This window comes from Pedobacter kyonggii (assembly GCF_004310665.1).
In the GTDB taxonomy this organism is placed as follows: domain Bacteria; phylum Bacteroidota; class Bacteroidia; order Sphingobacteriales; family Sphingobacteriaceae; genus Pedobacter; species Pedobacter kyonggii.
Genome location: NZ_SIXF01000023.1, coordinates 67,748 through 89,237, shown reverse-complemented (window position 1 = coordinate 89,237; position 21,490 = coordinate 67,748). Strand labels below are relative to the sequence as shown.

Below are 21,490 nucleotides of genomic sequence, written 5' to 3'. Positions count from 1 at the left end.
CAGACAGCTGAAATTAAGAATTTACTCAATAGATCATAGCTACCCATAGCATCAGGATCACTAAAAGAAATACTTAGCGCTAATATGTTACCTGAAATATAGCCAGGAGGGGATGTCTATTTCATTTTTATGCCTAAAATAAAATTTCGACCCCAAATCTGTTCAGAAATGCCAATCAAAAATGAACTTCCGCCTATAAATATAATTATCGCGGAATAAAATCAGGTGATATTCATTTTTAGAACTTAGTAATATTCAGATTACGACAGACATGCGGATTTTAGGAGCTATCGGATGCCAGAAGGTTTTTTCAGCCGACAACCTGTCCCGACCTTTCAGGAAAGCAATCTTACAACTATCGCTACTAGCGGGAAAGACGACCGATTATAGCGACCGCCTTAAACCCCTAGCCGCCTATCGGCACCTTTCCCCTGAAAGGGAAAGGGCTAAAAAACAAATTACGGCACCCTGCAATATTCCCCATGCTATCCGGCATAGCAGATTTTCGCAGGAAAAAGCACGGAAATCTGTGCACTTCCTATCATTAACCCACGGTCCAAGGCAGGATCAAGCGGGAGCGGTGGGACAGGTAAGGGTAAGAGCCTCGATGCTGCCGCAATTAAGATTTCAGTAGGTTTTTACAAGAATTGCGCAGCAATCTTTTATACCTATAAAAAGCAATATGATCACATAAAAAACGATGCAAGCCTTTCAGTTATGCCTTTGTGTTGGTTGTTTTTAACGGCAGGCATGCTTTCGCTGCGCTCAGGTTTGTTTCTTTATCATCAAGGATAAAAGAAAGAGCCCCTTCGGCGGTGAGCCGAGGCAAGACCGAGCCTAAGGCAAAGATGGCGACCGATTTAAGATCCCCGCCTGCGCGGGAAAGACGACCGCTCTATTGGAATCTGCCATTGGTAGAGATCAGTTTTTAGCCAAAAACAAAGGAGTTGGATGATAGGTTTTGGCGGTTCGTCATTCCCAACTTGATTGGGAATCGTAATGCAAGCGCTTTAAGATTCCCGCCTGCGCGAGAATGACGAACACTCTATTGGAGTCTGTAATGGTAGAAGTTTGTACTTAGCCAAAAACCAAAGGAGATGACGCCGTTTTTAAAATATGTCATTCGTAGATTGTTCCACAGGCCTGCATCTGTTTGGGTTTGCAATAAAAAGCGCTCAAGTTAAGTGCTCAGCAGTTTTACGGATCAGGATAAAAATCGGATGCAAATGTTTCCAATTCAAATGATATTATTTAGCAAAAAAGGATTTTTAGCACTCAATACAACGCTTGTGTAACATTTTTTGCGGAAATTGAAAGATCTGATCTATTCCAAATGGTATCCTTTGGCCTAATTTTGAAGCTAATAACCAATTATCCATAAGAAGCTTATCCAGGCCTCTTACTAATTATGAGAAATGCAAAGAAAAGGAGTAAGGTGGCATGCACACAAAAGGCTAAAATTTTCCGGTAATGGTACAGCTCCATCGGGTTATGGTTAAATCCGATAATGGCCAAGCCAGAGAAACGAAGACTGTTGAGATGGACGTAAAAGTTGCTGATTTAGCTTTCCATGACGAGGGGAAAAAGGGCTGGAATATCGAGGCAGGAGACTTCATGCTTCAACTGGGTAACTCCCCAGGCCATATTTCTCAAAAGCCGAAGATCGCTGTTAAATAGTGAGCGGCGATAAAAGGAAAGAAACGGGTATACTATTGATAAGCTATGAACCGGTCAGTAGCCCAATTTTAAAGATAATGCGAAACCAACACACTTAATTAACCAAATATTATACAGATAAGCATGAATTTATATTCTTATTTTTTCATTGCCTGTGCATCGGCCTTTTGTTTGACGGGCGGGTCGGCTATTGCACAGGAGACCAAAGTTGAGCCAATAATCATTAAGGCAGAACGCAATATCCTGCTCAGGAGCTTTATTGATCTTGATGGTGGTAAACGGGTTACCCATGCCATCAGCATAGGTAGTCCGTTGCAAGTGCATTATACCTACGACGCCGACAATGGCCAATTGGTATTATTGTGGAAAGGAGGATTTCTGGATGCGACACCAATGTGGCATGATAGGGGCGATGGTTCTTCGCGGCCACTCGGAACAGCACTCCAGGTTGGCGATGCCATACCCCAGATTCAACGGTTATCAACACTACAAAGTGAGTTTAAAAAAGACACGGTCGGGTCGGGCTTCAAACCGAAGGGCTATACACTTGATGCATCAGGACTGCCAGTGTTTAAATACTTTACATACGGATTGAGTGTTAAAGATGCGACCAAGGTGATTGATGGTGGCCAGGGCATTCGGCGTGAAATTGAGTCAGAAGGAAGTGCCAATGACTTATACCTGTGTCTCGCCAAAGCAAACGTCATCGAACAGAAAGATGGTAAATATGTTATTGCTGATAAAGCTTATTCCATTACGGTTGAGGATGGGACGGCATTGAAACCTGTAGTCAGAACCATACAGGGAACTCAGGAACTTCTGGTTCCATTCCAAGGTAAGATCATTTACTCCATTCTTTTTAACCAATAGCCAGATGAATATTTATTTCAATTATTATAAAAACTGTATTTCGTGCCTGTTGACAATGACATTTATATTGATGTCAATAAGCTGCTTTGCTCAGGCAGAATCTCCAAAGGAAGATGATTATTTTAAGATCATGAAAGTACCCGCTCCCGAAGGAACAATCCTCGAAGTGGGCGGACTCTGTACATTTCCTAACGGCGATCTGGGTGTCACCACCAGGAGGGGGGATGTTTTCATTGTGAAAAATCCGTCTTCACTGAAACCAACATTTCAAAAGTTTGCTTCGGGCCTTCATGAAGTGCTTGGACTTGCCTATAAAGACGGATCACTGTATTGTGTTCAGCGAGGTGAACTTACTAAAATGACAGATACAGACAACGATGGAGTGGCCGATGATTTTGAAACCATATACGCTTGGCCATTGTCAGGAAATTACCATGAGTATAGTTTTGGCCCTAAGCTAGCTGCCGATGGATCTTTTTTTGTAACCCTGAATCTTGGATTTCCGCCAACCTGGTGGAACCCGACAAGTATGGTTCCATGGAGGGGCTGGGCACTCCATATTTTTGAAGATGGAAGAGTAGAGCCTTGGGCTGCAGGTATGCGCTCGCCTTGCGGAATTAGTATGATTGATGATCAGCTTTTTTATACTGATAATCAAGGCGATTGGGTTGGCTCTGGAAGTATCATGCAAGTAAAAAAAGGCGCATTTATGGGGCATCCAGCCAGCTTGGTGTGGGCTAATCTGCCACAGTCTCCAATAAAATTGACCACAGAACAGTTCTTTGCCAAGAATGAGACAAAGATGATTTACGACAGCAAGGGAAACAGTGTAAAGCCAGAGAACGATGTGAATGCAAAAGTGGTAACCGAGATGGATATGAAGAAGAACTTTCCAGAATTGCAAATACCCGCGGTGTGGCTGCCTCACGGAATTCTGGGTATTTCAAATTCTGAGATAGTAAAAATTCCTCAAGGCTCCTTTGGTCCTTTCGCTGGCCAGCTTTTGGTGGGTGACCAGGGACAGAGTATGGTAAGCCGTGTGTTTATGGAAAAGATAAACGGAGAATATCAGGGGGCCGCATGGCCTTTCAGAAGTGGATTTCAGTCGGGTATCGTGCGTTTGGCCTGGGGGAAGGATGGATCATTGTTCGCCGGCGAGACCAACAGAGGATGGGGTTCGGCCGGCGAGGCCACAGAGGGGATCCAGCGACTGGTTTGGAACAACAAAATCCCTTTTGAAATGCGCAGCATCAAAGCTATGCCTGATGGGTTTGAAATAGAGTTCACCAAACCTGTTGATAAGAAATATGCCTTAGATCTTGCCTCTTATTCAGTGGAAAGCTTTATTTATAAATACCATAGTGTGTATGGAAGTCCGCCGGTAAATAGCCAAAAGTGCAATGTAAAGGGCGTTCGCGTTTCAGCTGATGGCCTCACTGCCAGAATTATTGTAGCCGGCCTGCGCAAAGGATACATTCATAGCATTACTTTGGATGGTATCCGATCACAAGAGAACTACTATAGTCTGGTACATCCAACAGCATATTATACTTTAAATAATATCCCGGAAGGGAAAGCACTTAGCCTTGCAGGAATAAGTACCAAAAATTCGGCCTTAACTAAAACGCTGCCTTCGGCACAAAGCAAAAAGTCTTCATCAGGTGGGAAAACATCAGTAGTAAAAATTCCGACTTACGATCAGGTGAAAGGGCTTCTGGTTAAAAATACCTGCCTGGCCTGCCACAATACAGATAAGCGACAAGTTGGCCCCTCTTTTAAAGAGATTTCCACCAAAAAGTATACGGTCGGGGAACTAATAAGCCTGATTTATACGCCTAAACCGGAGCATTGGCCAGGTTATTCCACGCCGATGCCGCCAATGACCAATGTTCCAAAAGATGAGGTTACAAAAATTGCGGCCTGGATCAAATCATTAAATAAATAATACTTCAATAGCTAAAGAAAATCAATCAATAATATGAAACGATCAATATTAATTTTTGGGATACTCGTAATAAATGCGCTGCTCGTTCAGGCACAGCAACCTGCTAAGCCAGAAGATACGGAAGTATGGGCCCCGGTACCTGCAAAGGTAAGTCCGGCTAAGGTGTATGGAGGAGCGCCTTCAGATGCCATATTTCTTTTTAACGGGAAAGATCTGGATCAGTGGGTAAACTCCGGCGATGCTGCTTCAGCAAAAAAATGGAAGTTAGCTGATGGGATTATGACAGTAGATAAGTCAGCGGGCGATCTCCAGACAAAAGAGAAGTTTATGGATTTTCAGCTTCACATTGAATACAGGATTCCAGAAAATATAAGCGGAAGTGGCCAGGGCCGAGGTAACAGCGGTATTTTTCTGGCTGCTCTTCCCTGGGGTGCTGGCGGATATGAGTTGCAGGTGCTGGACAATTACGACAATAAAACCTACGTAAACGGGCAGGCTGGTAGTCTCTACAAACAATCGCCACCGATGGTAAATGCCTGTTTAAAACCAGGAGAGTGGCAGACCTATGATATCGCCTGGACAGCTCCCCGTTTTAACGAAGACGGTTCTGTAAAGTCACCAGCTGTAGCGACAGTTTTTCACAATGGTATTCTCGTGCAGAATGCCACCATACTAAAAGGGGATACCCCTTATATTGGCCAGCCAACCTACAGAAAACATGATGCCTCACCAATTAAATTACAGAGTCATGGAGATAAAAGTGAACCGATCAGCTATCGCAATATCTGGTTAAGGAAATTGTAGCAAGTAAATTGCCCCTCTGCTGATCGATTTTTTAATAGAAACCAATTATATACCTATATGAGAACAGTAAATTATCTTTTCGGCATCGTAGTCATCCCTATGTCTACGAGGTTCCACAAGCAAGAATCCGGAAGTCTGGCTGGGAAACAGTCTCTTGTAAAAGCAGTGAATGCTGGTTACCCAGGCATATGTCGATCTGGTTAAAAAAAAACGGTTTAACGCCATTCGAATTCCTTGCTCCTGGGATCAATATATGGCCAACCGCACTACAGCAGCGCTTCAACATGAAATTAAAAGAAATCAGGTTTTTGACAATACGTAAGTTGAAATAAATTTTCAAAAGACTGATAGTAAAAAAAAAGCCTTCAACAATCTGAGGGTTGTGAAAAATAAATTAAAATCTAACCAAAATGAAAAACATTATAAATATAAAAAATAGAAGTCAGGGTATACTTTTAGGTTTCCTGATCGTTATCGCTTCATTCTCCTCATCATGTAAGAAGTCGGAGGCTGCAGCAGAGCTGGAAGTTTCTCCATTGGATATTAAAAAGATTACACAAGTAAGTAATTTATATCCAACATATAATTTATCGCCAAAAGCACCCGATGCAACCGGTATGAGTAGTACAGCTGTACAACTGGCGGCAAAAATGCATTTGGGAATAAATTTTGGCAATACCATGGAATCACCAGTTGAAGGGGAGTGGCAGAATAGTAAACTGACCGAATCGTATGTGAAATTTGTAAAGCAAATGGGATTCAATACTGTACGGATTCCTTGTAACTGGAACTGGACTCATTTAAGTGATCCAAGTAAAGCAGAAATTGACCAGGCATGGCTTAACCGGGTGAAAGAAGTTGTTGGATGGTGTGTAGCTAATGATATGTATGTAATGCTGAATACGCACGGAGACAATGGCTGGCTCGAAAATAATGTCAATGCGGAAAAGCAAGAGGAAATTAATGCGAGACTAAAAGCGCTTTGGGAGCAGATTGCTACAACCATGCGTGATTTTGACGAACATCTTATTTTTGCCGGTACGAATGAACCTGCAGTTGAAAATGCTGAGCAGATGGCTATACTCAATAGTTATCACGAAACATTCATCAAGGCTGTTCGTTCTACCGGCGGCAGGAACAGTTACCGGGTGCTGGTTGTGCAGGGCCCCACCACTGACCCTACTAAAACTTTTACTTTGATGAATACAATGCCAAAAGACGAAATTCCTAATAAGTTGATGGTTGAGGTGCATGACTACACGCCTGCAACATTTACGATACTAACAAATGGAGATGCAACTTGGGGCAAAATGGCTTACTACTGGGGAAAAGGGAATCATTCTACTATTGAACCAGAGCGCAACGCTACCTTTGGAGAAGAGGATGTGATTGATACTGAATTCAAAAATATTAAACAGAAGTTTGTTGATAAAGGAATCCCTGTAATGCTGGGTGAATATGCAGCCTGGAGAAGGAATGCGATTAACAACCCGAATTATCTTCCTAAGGACCTGGCTATGCACAACAAGTCTGTAAATGACTGGACATATTATGTAACCAAACAGGCTAAAGTCAATGGTATTCTGCCCTTCTATTGGGAGATAGGTTTTATGTTAGACAGAGCTAATAATAAGGTAAAAGACCAGGCTATTTTAGATGCCATTATTGCAGGATCTAAGTAAATAGTAAGAGATACTATAACTGAATAGAAATACAGCATTGTAGAGGTTCATGTTTAGCATTGAACTTAAAAAGAGGTTGTATCATAAATATAGATTTGTCATCCTAAGCCTGTAGAAGGACCTGTTAAACACTCTTTGAGGTGTTTCGACAAGCTCTCCATAGGAGTCCTTTGGACAACATGACAGCATTTGAAGTGAAATCGCCTTTATGATACAACCTCTTACTACATATAGGTAATCTTACTGAAACCATAACTTTTAAACCTAAAATTAATTGCGATTATAATGCATATACACACACATTTAGAACCACAATGAATATCAAAAAGATAGTTTTACAGGTAACAGTTCTTTTTGCTGCAGCAAGCGCACAGGCCCAAAACCCGATTATACAAACCATTTACACAGCAGATCCGGCGCCGATGGTATACAAAGATACCGTTTACCTGTACACCGGGCACGATGAAGATAAATCGAATGTATTTGTGATGAAAAACTGGCACTGTTTCACATCTACCGATATGGTGAACTGGACAGACCGCGGATCGCCCCTGTCGGTTAAAACGTTCAGCTGGGCGAAGCAAGATGCCTGGGCTGGACAATGCATTGCCAGGAATGGAAAGTTTTACTGGTACGTGCCTATGACCCATGAAACGATGGGAATGTCAATCGGGGTGGCTGTTTCTGATAGTCCTACAGGTCCGTTTAAAGATGCACTTGGAAAACCACTGGTTCACAGTGGTTACGGAGATATTGACCCCACAGTATTTATTGATGACGATGGCCAATCATATCTCTATTGGGGGAACCCCTATCTTAAATACGTAAAGTTGAATCCGGATATGATTTCTTACGCTGGTGAGGTAGTTACGGTGCCGTTGAATAAAGAAGGTTTTAATGTACGATATAAAGATGTTGATAAAAGACCTTCAGCTTACGAAGAAGCTCCGTGGTTTTACAAACGTAAAAACCTTTACTATATGCATTATGCTGCAGGAGGTGTGCCTGAACATTTGGCTTACTCAACCAGTACAAGTCCTACCGGACCATGGGTTTACCGGGATACCACTATGCGGGTAATTGGCAAGGGAGGCGCCTTTACCAATCATCCAGGTGTGATCGATTATAAAGGCAGATCGTATTTGTTCTATCATAACGGTGCGTTGCCAGGTGGTGGAGGTTTTACCCGTTCTGTTTGTGTGGATGAGTTTCAGTATAATAAAGATGGGAGCATTCCGCAGATAACTCCAACAACCGAAGGTGTAAAACCTGTTGAACATTTAAATCCATTCATCCGCCAGGAAGCGGAAACTATAGCCTGGGAGCAGGGAATTGAAACCGAACGCAGCAACAACGCGGGAGTTTATGTAACCGAAATCAGCAATGGCGATTTTATCAAAGTCCGAAGTGTTGATTTTAAGAAGGGAGCAGGAATATTTCAGGCAAATGTTTCATCGGCATCAGGTGGTTTTATCGAAATACATATGGATAGTCTCGAAGGAGAACTATTGGGGGCCTGTGAGGTTAAAAATACAGGAAGCTTGCAAAGTTGGACCACCGTTTCAACTAAAGTAAAAAAGACAAAGGGTATTCACGATATGTACTTTGTTTTTAAAGGCAGTCAAGGCGATCTGTTCAATTTCAACTGGTGGAGATTCGATAAATAAAATCTTCCTTAAAGAATAATTAATCAATTAAAAATTAACCCTTAACGGGTATTCGTTAGATAAAATAAAAATATGTTTAGAAAAAAAGTATTGTTAAGTACAGCCGTTGTTATGGCTTTTCTGGGAGGCATAGAATTCGCAGAGGCTCAGACCAATGCAGGTAAACCGAAAATGGTTAAAGAAAATCTGGCAGAAAAATTCGCAAATGTTTCACCGAAACTTATCTCCAATAATGCCAATCCTTTATTAGATTTTATGTTTACGGCCGATCCAACAGCTGTAGAATACAATGGAAGAATTTATGTGTATGGCACAAATGATCATCAACAGTATGAGCGTGTTGGAAAAGATGGGAAAAATTCATACGAGCATATCCGTACGCTGGTGATGATGTCTTCCGATGATATGGTTAACTGGACCTATCATGGTCTTATCAATACTGCCGAGCTGGCACCATGGAGCCAGAATTCCTGGGCCCCTTCCATTACATCCAGAAAGGAAGCAGATGGTAAAACGCACTTCTATCTGTATTACTCCAATAGTGGTATTGGCACAGCCATGCTTACTTCCACCTCTCCGGTTGGTCCCTGGAAAGACCCACTGGGAAAGAACATAATCGACCGTTCGGTTCCCGGTGTGGATGTTGATGCCCCATTCGATCCCGGGGTTGTGATTGATGACCAGGGTACTGGCTGGCTTACTTTTGGAGGCGGATCGCCTAAAACGAAATATATGCCAGATAATGCCAGAATCGTCAAATTGGGAAAAGATATGATCAGTTTGGCCAGCGATGTTGCTAAAATACCCGCTCCTTATTTTTTTGAGGCCAGCGACCTTAATTTCATAAACGGAACCTGGGTTTATACCTATAATACAAATTGGGAAGAACGCACAGAATGGCCTTATAGCAATATTGACAAACCAACCAAATGCAACATGTCTTATATGACGAGTAAAACGCCCTTAACTCCGGATAGCTGGAAATATCGCGACAATTACTTTAAAAACACTGGCGAGGTTAATGTGGGCCCTTGGACAAACAACCACACTCACCTGTTCAAGTTTAAAGAGAAATATTATATTACTTACCATGCCATGTATTTACAGGATTATTTTGGCACCAAAGGTGGTTTTCGTAATGTGGGTATCGAAGAAATGCAGGTGGATGAAAAGAATGTGAATATCCCCATGGGCAAAGCAACCTTTAAAGGTACGACACAACTTAACCCATTAAATCCATTCGTTCTTCAGCAGGCAGAAACCACTGCAGGCACTTCGGGGCAGGTCCAGTTCGAAGCTGCTGGTAATCCGGGCAATATGGTTGCCAAAGGAAAAGCAGATCAACAATGTATCATGGTGAGGGGAGCCGACTTTAGTAAACAGATCCCTGCCAAATTCGAAGCCAGGGTGAAAGGGAAAGGTAGAATTGATGTTTATGTAAATAATCTTAAAGGTACTCCTCTTGTTTCCCTTACATGTGATGAGAAGGAATGGACCACGCTATCAAAGAAAATAAACCTGAAAATGGATAAAGGAGTAGAGAATATCTATTTCGTGTTTAATGGAGCGGGTTTTTTGTTTGATGAATGGAAATTCATTCGTTAATTCTGGTTGCAGGTTTATTTAAGGCAGAAAGCAATTTAACGAACAGAAAAGACATGGCAGATATTTTTATAGCACTAGCTGCTTAATGCATAAAATTGTAATATAGAATACGAATAATTTTTATGAACCAAATATTAGGAGAAACGATGGCTGGCAGAACTTTAGGTTATCTGCTTAAGGATAATTTGTGTAGGCGTAATTTTCCTGGCTACAGCTATTTAAGTGGTAAAATTTTAACCATCCTGTTTTTGCTTTTGGTAAACTGCATGTTTGGGAATGCCCAAAGTAGGGCTAAGCTCACCGCTTTCCAGGCAAAGGACGTAAAATTAAATGCATCTTGGATCCTTGAAAGGGAGGCCTTAAATACAACTTATATCAGTTCTTTGGATGCCGATCGATTGCTTCATAATTTTAGGGTAAATGCCAGACTTCCATCTACGGCAAAGGCATTGGAGGGTTGGGAAAGTCCCAATGTCGGCTTACGTGGTCATTTTGTTGGTCACTACCTTTCGGCTGTCTCGATGTTGATTGAACGGTATCATGAGCCCGTTCTCTCCAAAAGGCTCGAATATATGGTCACTGAGCTTGCCAAATGCCAGCAAGCCCTCGGCAGGGGATATCTCAGCGCATTTCCCGAATCTGATTTTGAGAAACTGGAGACAAAATTTTCTGGAGTCTGGGCTCCTTATTATACTTATCATAAGGTGATGCAGGGACTTTTAGATGTTTACACGCACACTGGGAACCAAAAGGCACTGGAGATCGTTAATGGTATGGCAGGATACGTAAAATTAAGGATGTCAAAGCTTGATAATCAAACCATTGAAAGAATGCTTTATACCGTAGCGGCAAACCCCGAAAATGAACCTGGGGCAATGAACGAGATATTGTACAAGTTATATAAGATTACAAAGAATCCAATGCATTTTGAGCTTGCAAAGCTATTTGACAGAGATTGGTTTCTGCAGCCGCTTTCCCAAAATCATGAGATTCTTAGCGACCTGCATGCCAATACCCATTTGGTTTTGGTTAATGGCTTTGCTCAACGGTATATGCTCACCGGTGAGCGGGCATGCCATGATGCGGTCGTGAATTTTTGGAACATTCTTGAGCATGACCATACTTATGTCAATGGATCAAGTAGTGGTCCTCGCCCAAATGTAACTACACCAACTTCGCTCTCTGCAGAGCACTGGGGGCTGCCAGGGCACTTGAGCAACACGATGACGAAAGAGATTGCTGAATCATGCGTCACCCATAATACCCAAAAGCTTACCGCGGAGCTGTTCACGTGGATAGGAAAACCAAAGTATGCCGATGCCTATATGAATGCTTTCTATAATGCAGTACTGCCTACCCAGAACGACCAGAATGGAACTTGTGTTTATCACCTTCCCCTTGGTTCACCAAGAACAAAGGCTTTTTTAAAGGATAATGATTTTCGTTGCTGTAATGGAACGGCAATAGAAGCATTTGCAAGTCTCAATGCTAATATTTATTTCAGGGATTCATCAAGCCTTTGGATCAATCAATATATCCCTTCTCAGCTCAATTGGAATGAAAAAAGGCTTAGCCTCAACCAAAGCGGTAACTTTCCAAAGGACAATGAGGTTTTATTTTCTTTTTCAGCTGAAAAAGATATCCGGTTAACCGTTAACTTATTTGTTCCCTCATGGGCAAACGGACTAAAGATCTACTTGAATGGGCGCTTGCAACCCAAAACAGCTGCTCCCAATTCTTTTGTGCGACTGGATAGGGTATGGAGAAACAAGGATCAGATTAAATTGGTATTCGACTATCGCTTTAGAATTGAGCGCATGCAGGATGACATGAACAAAGTTGCTTTTTTTTATGGGCCTACATTGTTGGCTTTCGATACTGATACCGAACTCGCATTGAGGGGCAAGCCTGAGCAATTATTAACAAACCTATCCATAATTGATTCTGCATCTTTCCAATTGAAGGATGGTAAGCATATTTATACCTTACGTCCTTTTTATGGCATAAGCCATACACCCTATGGTGTTTACGCATCGATCAGGGAATATTAGACCATTAATTGTTAGTGATTTAGGTGCCTTTGTGCATTTCATTACCTACAATTTTCGTGTTTATTAAAAAATATCAAAATATAAGCGTAGCTTGGTTATGTCAATATTAAACAGCCGTTTTGTAACCAAATTTTGTTTTTAGATTAATTATTTGCAGGTGATGATGCTTCTGTATTGAGTAGAAAAATATATGTTTCGGGTTTTAATTTTAGTCAGCACATTCCTACTGTGTAATTCTCTTTTTGCTCAAGAAGGTTTGTACCAATTTTCTCATCTGGATATTGCTAACGGTTTATCGGATAATCAGGTAAAAGCCATATATAAAGATCATAAAGGATTTATGTGGTTTGGAACCCAAGCCGGCCTCAACCGCTACGATGGGCATGAATTCAGGGTATTTAAACATAATATAAAGGATAGTACCAGTATCCCCGATGATTATGTGCTCAAAATATTTGAAGGGCCGGAGAAACAGTTATGGATTAAATCTGGAAGCGGTTTCAGTATTTATAATCCTTTGACAGAGAAATTTGAGCCATTTCAGGATAAGCACCTTAAAAAATATAAAATTCCGGGCGGATACCTTAAAGATATACAAACCAATAATAAGGGAAAGTACTATTTCCACCTTGAAAATCAAGGCATTTTTTGTTATGATGCGAAAAGTAATACAACCACAAGGTATACTCATAAAAATGGAATAGTAAACTCCTTGTATGCTAACGAAATAAGCTATTTTTTGGATGACCAAAAAGGTAATTTGTGGGTTATTTATACCAATGGTGTTCTTGATAAGGTTAACCTAAAAGAACAGCGGGTAACAAATAGATATTTTGCAATAAACAAACGTTTTGGAGATCAGCTAAGCGATTTCCACCTCAGCAACGATTCTGGAGGCAATATTTTTATTTATAATATGAGTAACCCTTTCGGCTTGTATTATCTTAATGAAAAAAGTAACACTTTCCGTTATTTTGGAAAGAAGCCAGATCATTCAGGCCTCAGTTCTAATAATGTAAGTTCCATTATAGAGGGCGATGATGGAAATATCTGGATCGGGACCGATCATGGTGGAATTAATATCTTAAATAAGCTAACCTACAAAATAAGTTATATTTTAAGTAAAGAAGATGACCCCAGGGGATTAAAGCAGAACAGCATTGTTGACTTATACAAAGACAATAACGGGATAATCTGGATTGGCACCTTTAAAAAAGGGATCTGTTACTATCATAAAAGCATCTTTAAGTTTCCGCGAAATGAGTATTTAACAGGGAAAAACGCGATATATAAAGACGTTAATTCATTTGCGGAAGACAGTAAGGGGAATTTGTGGATTGGAACAAACGGTACTGGTTTGCTGTATTTAAACAGAAGCACAGGTGAAATTACAGCATATCGTAATAATCCTGCCAACAATAATTCTTTAAGTAGCGATATTGTTGTGAGCCTTTACATCGATCATTCGGGCATTTTGTGGATTGGAACCTATTTAGGCGGGCTTAATTCTTTTGACGGGACTAAATTTACCCATTATAAACATACTACAGATCCTTCCAGCCTTTCAGATAATCGCATTTATGCCCTGTTAGAAGATTCATCCAACAGGCTCTGGGTTGGTACTTTAAGTAATGGATTGGACCTGTTTGACCGAAATACCAAAACCTTCAGGCACTTTAATTCGACAGTTAAAAACACACTAAATTCTAATATCATTAATTGTTTATATGAAGATAAACTTAAAAGAATCTGGATTGGTACTACCCGTGGAGTTAGTATGCTGGATACTAAAACCTTTAAGTTTACCCATTTAATTAATAACAGTAAGGATCCGAACAGCCTGGTATCTGGTAATGTACATTCCATTATCGAAGATGGTAGAGGGTGGATTTGGATAGGTACCCGTGAGGGTATAAGTATATATAATCCTGCAACAAAAACCTTTAATAATTTAAGCGAGGAAGTCGGGCTGCCCGAAAGTGCTGTTTTGGATTTGCTTGAAGATGAAAATCATCATATTTGGTATAGTTCGCAAAAAGGCCTTTACAAGATTACAGTAGTTGCTGAAGGAGGAAATTATAGATTTATATACAGCAAATACAATGAGGCCGACGGATTGCAAGGGCCCACATTTAATATGAATGCTGCGTACAAAACAAAAGCCGGTGAATTGATTTTCGGAGGGGCAAATGGCTTCAATATTTTCAGAGGGGGGCAAATCACTAAGGGGCGGTATCCCTCTACGCTGGTAATAACGGGCTTAGAAATGTTTAACCATAACATACAGGTTGGAGAAAGCATTAACGGCCATATTATTTTGCCAAAAACAATAACAGCGCTTGAAAATTTAACCTTTACTTATAAAGAAAACATTTTTTCACTCGAATTTGCATTGCTCAATTATATTAATCACAGCAAAATAACTTACAAATACAATTTAGAAGGATTTGATAAGCATTGGCTTACAGTTCCTGCAGAAATGCGTAAGGCCACTTTTACAAATCTTGATCCCGGAAATTACACCTTTCATGTAAAAGCTTTTAACGGAAACGATCCTATACCACTGGCAGAGTCGCACTTGAAAATTACCATTTTGCCTCCTTTCTGGCGCACCACATGGGCATATATACTGTATGTTTTAGCTATTGGCTTTTCACTCCTGTTTATTCGGAACAGAGGGATCAAAAAGTTAAGGAAGGAATTTGCCTCAGAGCAGGAAAGGATCCAGGCCAGGCAATTACAGGAACAGGAAAGAATTCAAGCGGTGCAATTAAGGCAACAAGATCGTAAAGAAGCTGAAAGATTGCGTGAGCTGGATTTATTGAAAATTAAATTTTTAACAAATCTGAGCCATGAATTCAGGACGCCTATCTCATTGATTCTCGCTCCTGTGGATAAACTTTTAACGGAGACCAAAGAGACTGGACGTTACGGTCAGTTGGCCATGATTAAAAGGAATGGAAAGCGTTTGTTAAACCTGGTAAACCAGCTGCTCGATTTCCGTAAAATGGAGGAGCAGGAATTGCAATTACATAAGAGCGATGGCGAAATTGTATCCTTTATTAAAGATGCAACAGACTCTTTTTATGATCTGGCAGAACGCAAGCAGATAAAATTTGCTTTTAAAAGTGCTATTGAAAATCTATATGTATCGTTTGATCACGATAAGATTGAGCGGATATTGTTCAATTTACTTTCAAACGCATTTAAATTTACACCATCGGCAGGAACCATAAGTGTTGAATTACAAAAGCTGCCGCATCAGGGAGAAGATGGCTGGGTTTCATTGGAGATAAAAGTGAAAGATTCAGGAATCGGGATCCCAAAAGATAGGCAGGAAATGATCTTCGATCGTTTTTTTCAAAATGAAACATCCTCATCCATCCTTAACCAGGGATCGGGAATTGGCTTGTCCATCACCAAAGAGTTTGTGAAAATGCACGGAGGTGAAATATTGGTAGAAAGTGAACCAGGTTTAGCAACTTGTTTTACCGTACGCTTAAACCTCGCTGCCAGTTCAATTTCGGCGCAGGAGCAAAAGGATCTTGAAAATGCTGAATTGCCATATACAGAATCAAATGATACCATTATAAGCATATCACTTACAAAAAGTAATGAACATGCTTATGATAGCTTTGTTACCACTGAAAAACAATTATGTTCCAATGAAAGAAAGGATGAAAGTGAGTATTCTGAGATAGATACCCGCACAACAGATGTGCCTCTTGTTTTGTTAATTGAAGATAATGAAGATTTTAGGTTTTATCTTAAAGATAATTTAAGGTCTTTTTATAAGATAGTAGAGGCTTCGAATGGTAAGGAAGGCTGGCAAAAGGCCCTTGCTTTGCATCCGCATCTTATTGTTTCAGATATAAATATGCCTGAAATGAATGGGACTGAATTATGTAAAAAACTGAAAGGGGATGACCGGACCAAACATATCCCAATCATATTGTTAACAGCTTTAACTGCTGAGGAAGAACAGCTTAAAGGGTTGGAAACAGGAGCGAATGATTACATGACTAAGCCTTTTAATTTTGAAATCTTACATTCAAAAATAAAGAATCTGCTCACGCTTCATCAAACATTTAAGAATACTTATTCCAGACAGATCAGTATTCAGGCCCCGGAAATAGAAATCGAATCTACCGATGTTAAATTCCTTAACGAAGTATTGCCTTATATTGATGCAAATCTTGATAAGCCTGAATTGTCTGTTGAGGATTTAAGTAAGCATCTGAGGATGAGTAGAGTATCTTTATATAGAAAGTGTTTGCAGGTAATGGGTAAAACACCTGTTGATTTTATCCGGTCTGTTAAGCTGGAGAGAGCCGCAGTATTATTAGAGAAAAGTGATAAAACAGTTTCAGAGATATGTTATATGGTAGGTTTTAGCGCTCCTAATTATTTTGCTAAGTCATTTAAAGCAAAATATAACATAGCGCCCTCCGAATATATGGCCGAAAAAAGGAAGGCCAATAAAGATAAGGAGCATTAAATTAAAACAGAACAAATCTTTTTTATCATCCGAGTTGATGTGAACCAAGTTGTATTAACGAATCTAACATTTTTGTCACAGTGAGGGGTAATTTATTTTATAAAAATCAATATGAATGACATAAGGGGTCTTTATCCTATTGTAAGCTGCGAGGAATCGTCATTGCGAGAAGGCTTTTTCAGCCGACGAAGCAATCTTACAACGATCGCTACTAGCGTGCGCATTAAGATTGCTTCGTCGTTCCTCCTTGCAATGACGACCTTCTTTTGAATCTTTCAATGGTAGCCTGTCGAAGGACCTGTTTAAATACTCTTTAAGGTGTTTCGACAAGCTCTACATAGGAGTCCTTTGGACAACATGACAGCATCTGAGGTGAAATCGCTTTTATGATACCCCCTCTTTAATTCAATAGCAGCTACAGATCTGCTTCTCTACATCCCGTCCGATCGCATTGCAAAAACTAATTTTACATGTCTAAAGGCATTTGTTTCACTCCATTCATTGTCATAGTTTAAACCGTAAGGCCAAAAATGTCCGCCTCCGATGTGTATTACACCACTAGTGCCATCAAAAATTTTAACAAGTGCAACTGTGTTTGCGCCTAAGAAGTCGCCCGTACTAGTATTTGAAGTCCATCCGCTGCTTAGGCCAACGCCATAGGTATGGGCAATTTCGTGCATTGCCGTACGGACATTCTGGTAACTGGTATTTGCACCAAAACGTATGTTTCCGTTTGTACTGCCATCGGCTGTGGGCACACCTGTGTTATATTGTACGGTAAGTGTGCGGGCAGGCCAATTGGCGCCAGCGTTATATCTTGCACAGGCATCATTCATAGCGCTGGTAATTCGGGCAAGTACATCAGCAGGTACGCCTGTACTGTTAAGCACCCAATTCAGTTGACCGCCTGCATTGACCGTTAACAAAGACCATTGCTGGTTTTCTCCGCCATTGTAAGTCCATTGCGCAACATTGGCACCATTAGCGATTGACTGGTTGGCAACTTCAAGGTCTTTACCACTGTTTCGGTTAATAATGCGGTAATACCCGTTGCCCAATGAGGTAAATTGCCATTGCTGGTTTGTAGTGCCCGAATAGGTAGATATATTCACATTATCCCCATCAGCTGTTCCCGCTTGGTCTACCTGAAGTCCTTTGGAGCTATGCACACCAATAATTGAATAGTAACCACCGGAAAGCAGTGTCAGGTTCCATTTTTGATTTGTTCCGCCTGTACCGCCATATTGGGAAACATTCGAGCCGTCAGCAGTCTGAAAACCACCCACATCGAGTGTTTTTCCGCTTTTGCGGTTCACGATATAAAAGGTGCCATTGGTTATAGACAGTGGGGTTTCGTTTGGCGGTATTGCGCTCAGTTTTGTCTTCACCGAAAGCTGATCCGCGCTGTCTGGATCCGGAAGATCGTTTTTTCTGCAACTGCCAAAAAATAAAACAAATCCGAGCATCAATATGCCGACTGAGGGTAAAGTAAAAGATTTTGTTTTCATAAAATTAGGTAAGAATGAATGAACAGGCATATGAACATGTTCGTTTGGTTATTTTAAAGAGGACATATGCTACTCATTATAGGTGAGCCCCTCTTTTTATGATCAATAAAACTATAGTAATCACCTTGTTTTAAAAAGGTTTAGCCTTTTAAAACGACCTGGTTTACAAGGCTTTTGGTTTATCCCGTAATCACCTGCCCATTCCTTACTGCTGCTGCCCAAACAGCGGTAACGATTAAAAGAATTGTAAAAGATACTTCTGGTAGTTTACCAGATTTTTATACTTGGTTGAAACAAATTAACCATAAAAAATGTGCTTGTAGTGAGGGGTAATCTAATATAAATTAGGGGGTAAATTCTTCGTTTTCCTATTTTATTACAAGATGTTAAGCTAAATAGGAGAAAGCAATCTTTTATAAGCGTCTTTTTTACGTTTATTTTTGATTTAGATCGTGGCGAAATCTGCCTGTTTGGGATCTCTTCAATATGAATGACAGAGTGCTAGGCCATGGTGGCTCTCACCCTCATCTGGTACATGAGCTCATCTCTGCATTGATCCAGGAGCGGGTATCTTTCCCTGATGCAAGGCAATCGGCAAATATTACCTGTGTGGGTATTCTTGCTCACGAAAGTGTGATGGAAGACGGTCATAAAATAAAACGCCCAAACTTCACAATCTCTTAAGTAGATTTATTGTTGCCTTGTAGGCGGGAATTAGGATTTTATCAATAGAAGTGGAGTTCAAGGCATTTAGTAACAACTATCCCCCAAGGTAATGCAGAGATAGTTGTTGCAATGATAATTAATCCTGTTTAGCTCTCATTAGTTTGATCACTCTTTAATATGCACAGGTATGCCACCAAGCCAGGTTTCCAGTACTGGGATGTTCCGCATTTTCATGTATTGCTCAGATGGGGTGGTTAATGATAGGGGATCCTGTTCAAGGATGACGAAATCGGCAAAGTAGCCTTCGTCCAATGACCCGGCCCACTGGTCGGCATAACATTGCCACGCGGCATCATAGGTGACTGCAACCAGGGCCTGTTCTGGTGTAATGCACTCGCTGGGATTTAATACTTCACCGTTTGCCGTATTCTCTTCCATTATCCTGGTAATGGATTGTTCCATCATTCTCAATGGACCCAATGGGCTTACTTCGTTGTCGCTGTGTAGCGTGATCCTCATTCCGGCGGCAAGTGTGGAACCGCAAAGGTCGAGCATCTGGGCTTTTGCGCTGCCAAATATGACCTGGCTGAAAGCATGTCCCCAATATCCTACGTGGCCAATAAGGAAACTTGGTGAAACGCCCATTTTGAGCATTGTTGATATCTGGTCTGCTGTTAGAAGTGAGCAGTGTTCTATGCGGTTGCGCAGCTCGGTAACGTTGGGCTGAGTGAGGGCAGTTTGGTAGGCTTCTATTGCGAAGGTTACTGCCTGGTCGCCATTGGCATGGATCATCAGGGGCCAGCCTTTTGCTATAACACCACTGATCAGTGATTGATAGTTTTGTGGAATGGTACCTGTAGGGGTGTTTGGTTGTGGGAAATTGAATATCCCTGTATTATTAGCTGGCTTGCAAAGATAAGGTGTACTCTGGTAGCCGGTGAGACCCTGGTTTGAACCGTCCGAAACAACTTTTACGTGGCCATTATACACAGGCGAGTAACTGGCTGTGTCTGGGTATTTGCCAAGGTTGTCTACCTCGGTCTGGGTGGAACATAGCAATGCGCCCCCGATCCGGACCAGCTCGGGATTACTGCTCAAGTATTGCAGCAAAATCTTTTCAAAATTGGTGTTCAGTCCTGCATCGTACATGAAGGTCGCTCCCCTTTGATTCGCCAGTTTAAAAAGTTCTGTGAGGTAGCTATCGATGTTGTTCGCCATTGCTATAACCTGTTGCTTGATCACGGTGAGCGCTGGGGTCATCATTAAACTTTCCTGTAGTTGACCTTTAGTTCTTGCAATGTATAAATCCACTAATTTGTATTCCTTTCGCACATCTTCATTGTTATTAAAAACGTAATGTAATGCGCTGGTGTTCAAATAAAGGGTGTGCATTGAGGCACTCAGTAGCATCATCGGTATGTCTTTTCTAATGCTGTCAAGTATGTGATTATCTATCGTGACCAATTCCTCTTCGCCGTTTTTGTTGACCACAAAAGGCATCAGCGAGGGATCAAGCCCCTTGCCTAGGATAACATATTGAAAATTATCAGGGAGGTTATCGTTGATGATTTTTCCAACTGAATCCAGGTTGTATGTTTCGAGTAAATCCTGACCTTTGAAAGGGCTTACATCTGCCCATTCTGTCATCATGGCGGTTGGAACGATGTGTACGTGCGGCTCGATCAGTCCAGGGAGCAGGGTTTGTGTGCCGGTAAGTTCTTTGGTCTTGTAACCGGGATAGTTTTGTTCCATATATGCTGTTACTGCACTTTGGGTGCCATTGACCACAACGTTTCCGTCTGCTATTCCGATGGCTTCAACGGTACCCGTGGATCCTCCAGTCATCGGACGGATGGTGCCGCCGGTGATTAATAGGGTTTGGGGCTGTTGTTTGGCTTTAAGCCCGGGGCCTGGTTTCATTTTTGCGAGGTTTTCAGGACTGAAAAGCTCTTCTTTGAGAATTTCTAAAACAGGATTGTTGCAGGCGCATTGTGTGCAGCCATGATGGTGTACGTGTTGGTTTTCCATTGGTTGATTAAGGGTGTTAATGATAAGTTTTGTTGTATGTCCCAAAATACAGCATTTTATTTGTGTACTGTCTTTGTTGGCTTGTGTAGTTCATATTGGGGATTGATTGGTGGGCTGATGTGTATAAGTCCTGTTCGGGTATTGGAGCTTTAAATGAATGTTTTCGTAGTGTTACGATGTTTTTTTTTGTATTCATAGGCGTTCATGTTTGTGGTGTTATTTATAATCTTTTCATTCATTTTCCGATAGCATGCCCAAAAAATTGACGTTTCGGTAGATTTTCTTTTGAAGTTCAGTTGTAAATATTTATTTAGCGATCACTTCGAATCGAGTATTCCAGGTAAGCCACTCACGGGTACATCACTTTTCTTTGTACAGATTCTTATGAAAATATTCTACAAATCAATGACAGGAGTTTATCCTCAGACAGCGAAGTTCCTCGGGAAAATTTAAAATATATTTGGAAAATAATAGAGCTAAAAAAATACC

The 21,490-nt window shown here is 41.0% G+C and carries 13 protein-coding genes; 11 read left to right on the top strand and 2 right to left on the bottom strand.

The features are described from left to right. Positions 1 to 1,470 precede the first annotated feature (1,470 nt). From EYS08_RS19040 to EYS08_RS18995, 10 genes are all read left to right on the top strand, one after another. Entirely contained in the window at positions 1,471 to 1,677 is a 207-nt protein-coding gene (locus tag EYS08_RS19040; RefSeq protein WP_131031605.1) for a fibronectin type III-like domain-contianing protein, read from the top strand. Between the two features lie 123 nt (positions 1,678 to 1,800). Beyond that, complete coding sequence (locus tag EYS08_RS19035) at positions 1,801 to 2,547, top strand: hypothetical protein (protein WP_131031604.1); 747 nt, start codon at positions 1,801 to 1,803, stop codon at positions 2,545 to 2,547. 4 nt (positions 2,548 to 2,551) lie between these two features. After that, a complete protein-coding gene (locus EYS08_RS19030) occupies positions 2,552 to 4,492 on the top strand; it encodes a c-type cytochrome (RefSeq protein WP_208745906.1) in 1,941 nt (646 codons plus the stop codon). 33 nt (positions 4,493 to 4,525) lie between these two features. Continuing rightward, positions 4,526 to 5,296 carry a 3-keto-disaccharide hydrolase gene (locus tag EYS08_RS19025; RefSeq protein ID WP_131031603.1) on the top strand — a complete coding sequence of 257 codons (771 nt, stop codon included), beginning with the start codon at positions 4,526 to 4,528 and terminating at the stop codon, positions 5,294 to 5,296. A gap of 169 nt (positions 5,297 to 5,465) precedes the next feature. After that, positions 5,466 to 5,618, top strand: a complete 153-nt coding sequence (locus EYS08_RS26680) for a cellulase family glycosylhydrolase (protein ID WP_131031602.1) — start codon at positions 5,466 to 5,468, stop codon at positions 5,616 to 5,618. 88 nt (positions 5,619 to 5,706) lie between these two features. Next, on the top strand, positions 5,707 to 6,978 hold the full coding sequence (locus EYS08_RS19015) for a glycoside hydrolase family 5 protein (RefSeq protein ID WP_131031601.1): 1,272 nt from the start codon (positions 5,707 to 5,709) through the stop codon (positions 6,976 to 6,978). 314 nt (positions 6,979 to 7,292) lie between these two features. After that, on the top strand, positions 7,293 to 8,645 hold the full coding sequence (locus EYS08_RS19010; RefSeq protein WP_131031600.1) for a glycoside hydrolase family 43 protein: 1,353 nt from the start codon (positions 7,293 to 7,295) through the stop codon (positions 8,643 to 8,645). Between the two features lie 72 nt (positions 8,646 to 8,717). After that, a complete protein-coding gene (locus EYS08_RS19005; RefSeq protein ID WP_131031599.1) occupies positions 8,718 to 10,250 on the top strand; it encodes a glycoside hydrolase family 43 protein in 1,533 nt (510 codons plus the stop codon). 122 nt (positions 10,251 to 10,372) lie between these two features. Then, complete coding sequence (locus tag EYS08_RS19000; protein WP_208745905.1) at positions 10,373 to 12,301, top strand: beta-L-arabinofuranosidase domain-containing protein; 1,929 nt, start codon at positions 10,373 to 10,375, stop codon at positions 12,299 to 12,301. Between the two features lie 256 nt (positions 12,302 to 12,557). Beyond that, entirely contained in the window at positions 12,558 to 16,799 is a 4,242-nt protein-coding gene (locus EYS08_RS18995) for a hybrid sensor histidine kinase/response regulator transcription factor (RefSeq protein WP_165456512.1), read from the top strand. 431 nt (positions 16,800 to 17,230) lie between these two features. On the opposite strand, the gene EYS08_RS18990 is transcribed toward EYS08_RS18995, so the two are convergent. Further along, positions 17,231 to 18,307, bottom strand: coding sequence for an RICIN domain-containing protein (locus EYS08_RS18990; RefSeq protein WP_165456511.1), 1,077 nt, complete (start codon positions 18,305 to 18,307; stop codon positions 17,231 to 17,233). A gap of 486 nt (positions 18,308 to 18,793) precedes the next feature. Here EYS08_RS18990 and EYS08_RS18985 point away from each other — a divergent pair, with 486 nt between their 5' ends. Next, positions 18,794 to 18,991 (top strand): hypothetical protein, encoded by a 198-nt coding sequence (locus tag EYS08_RS18985; RefSeq protein WP_208745904.1) that lies wholly within the window; start codon positions 18,794 to 18,796, stop codon positions 18,989 to 18,991. Positions 18,992 to 19,138: 147 nt separating this feature from the next. On the opposite strand, the gene EYS08_RS18980 is transcribed toward EYS08_RS18985, so the two are convergent. Continuing rightward, positions 19,139 to 21,001 (bottom strand): amidohydrolase, encoded by a 1,863-nt coding sequence (locus EYS08_RS18980; RefSeq protein WP_131031596.1) that lies wholly within the window; start codon positions 20,999 to 21,001, stop codon positions 19,139 to 19,141. Positions 21,002 to 21,490: the final 489 nt, after the last annotated feature.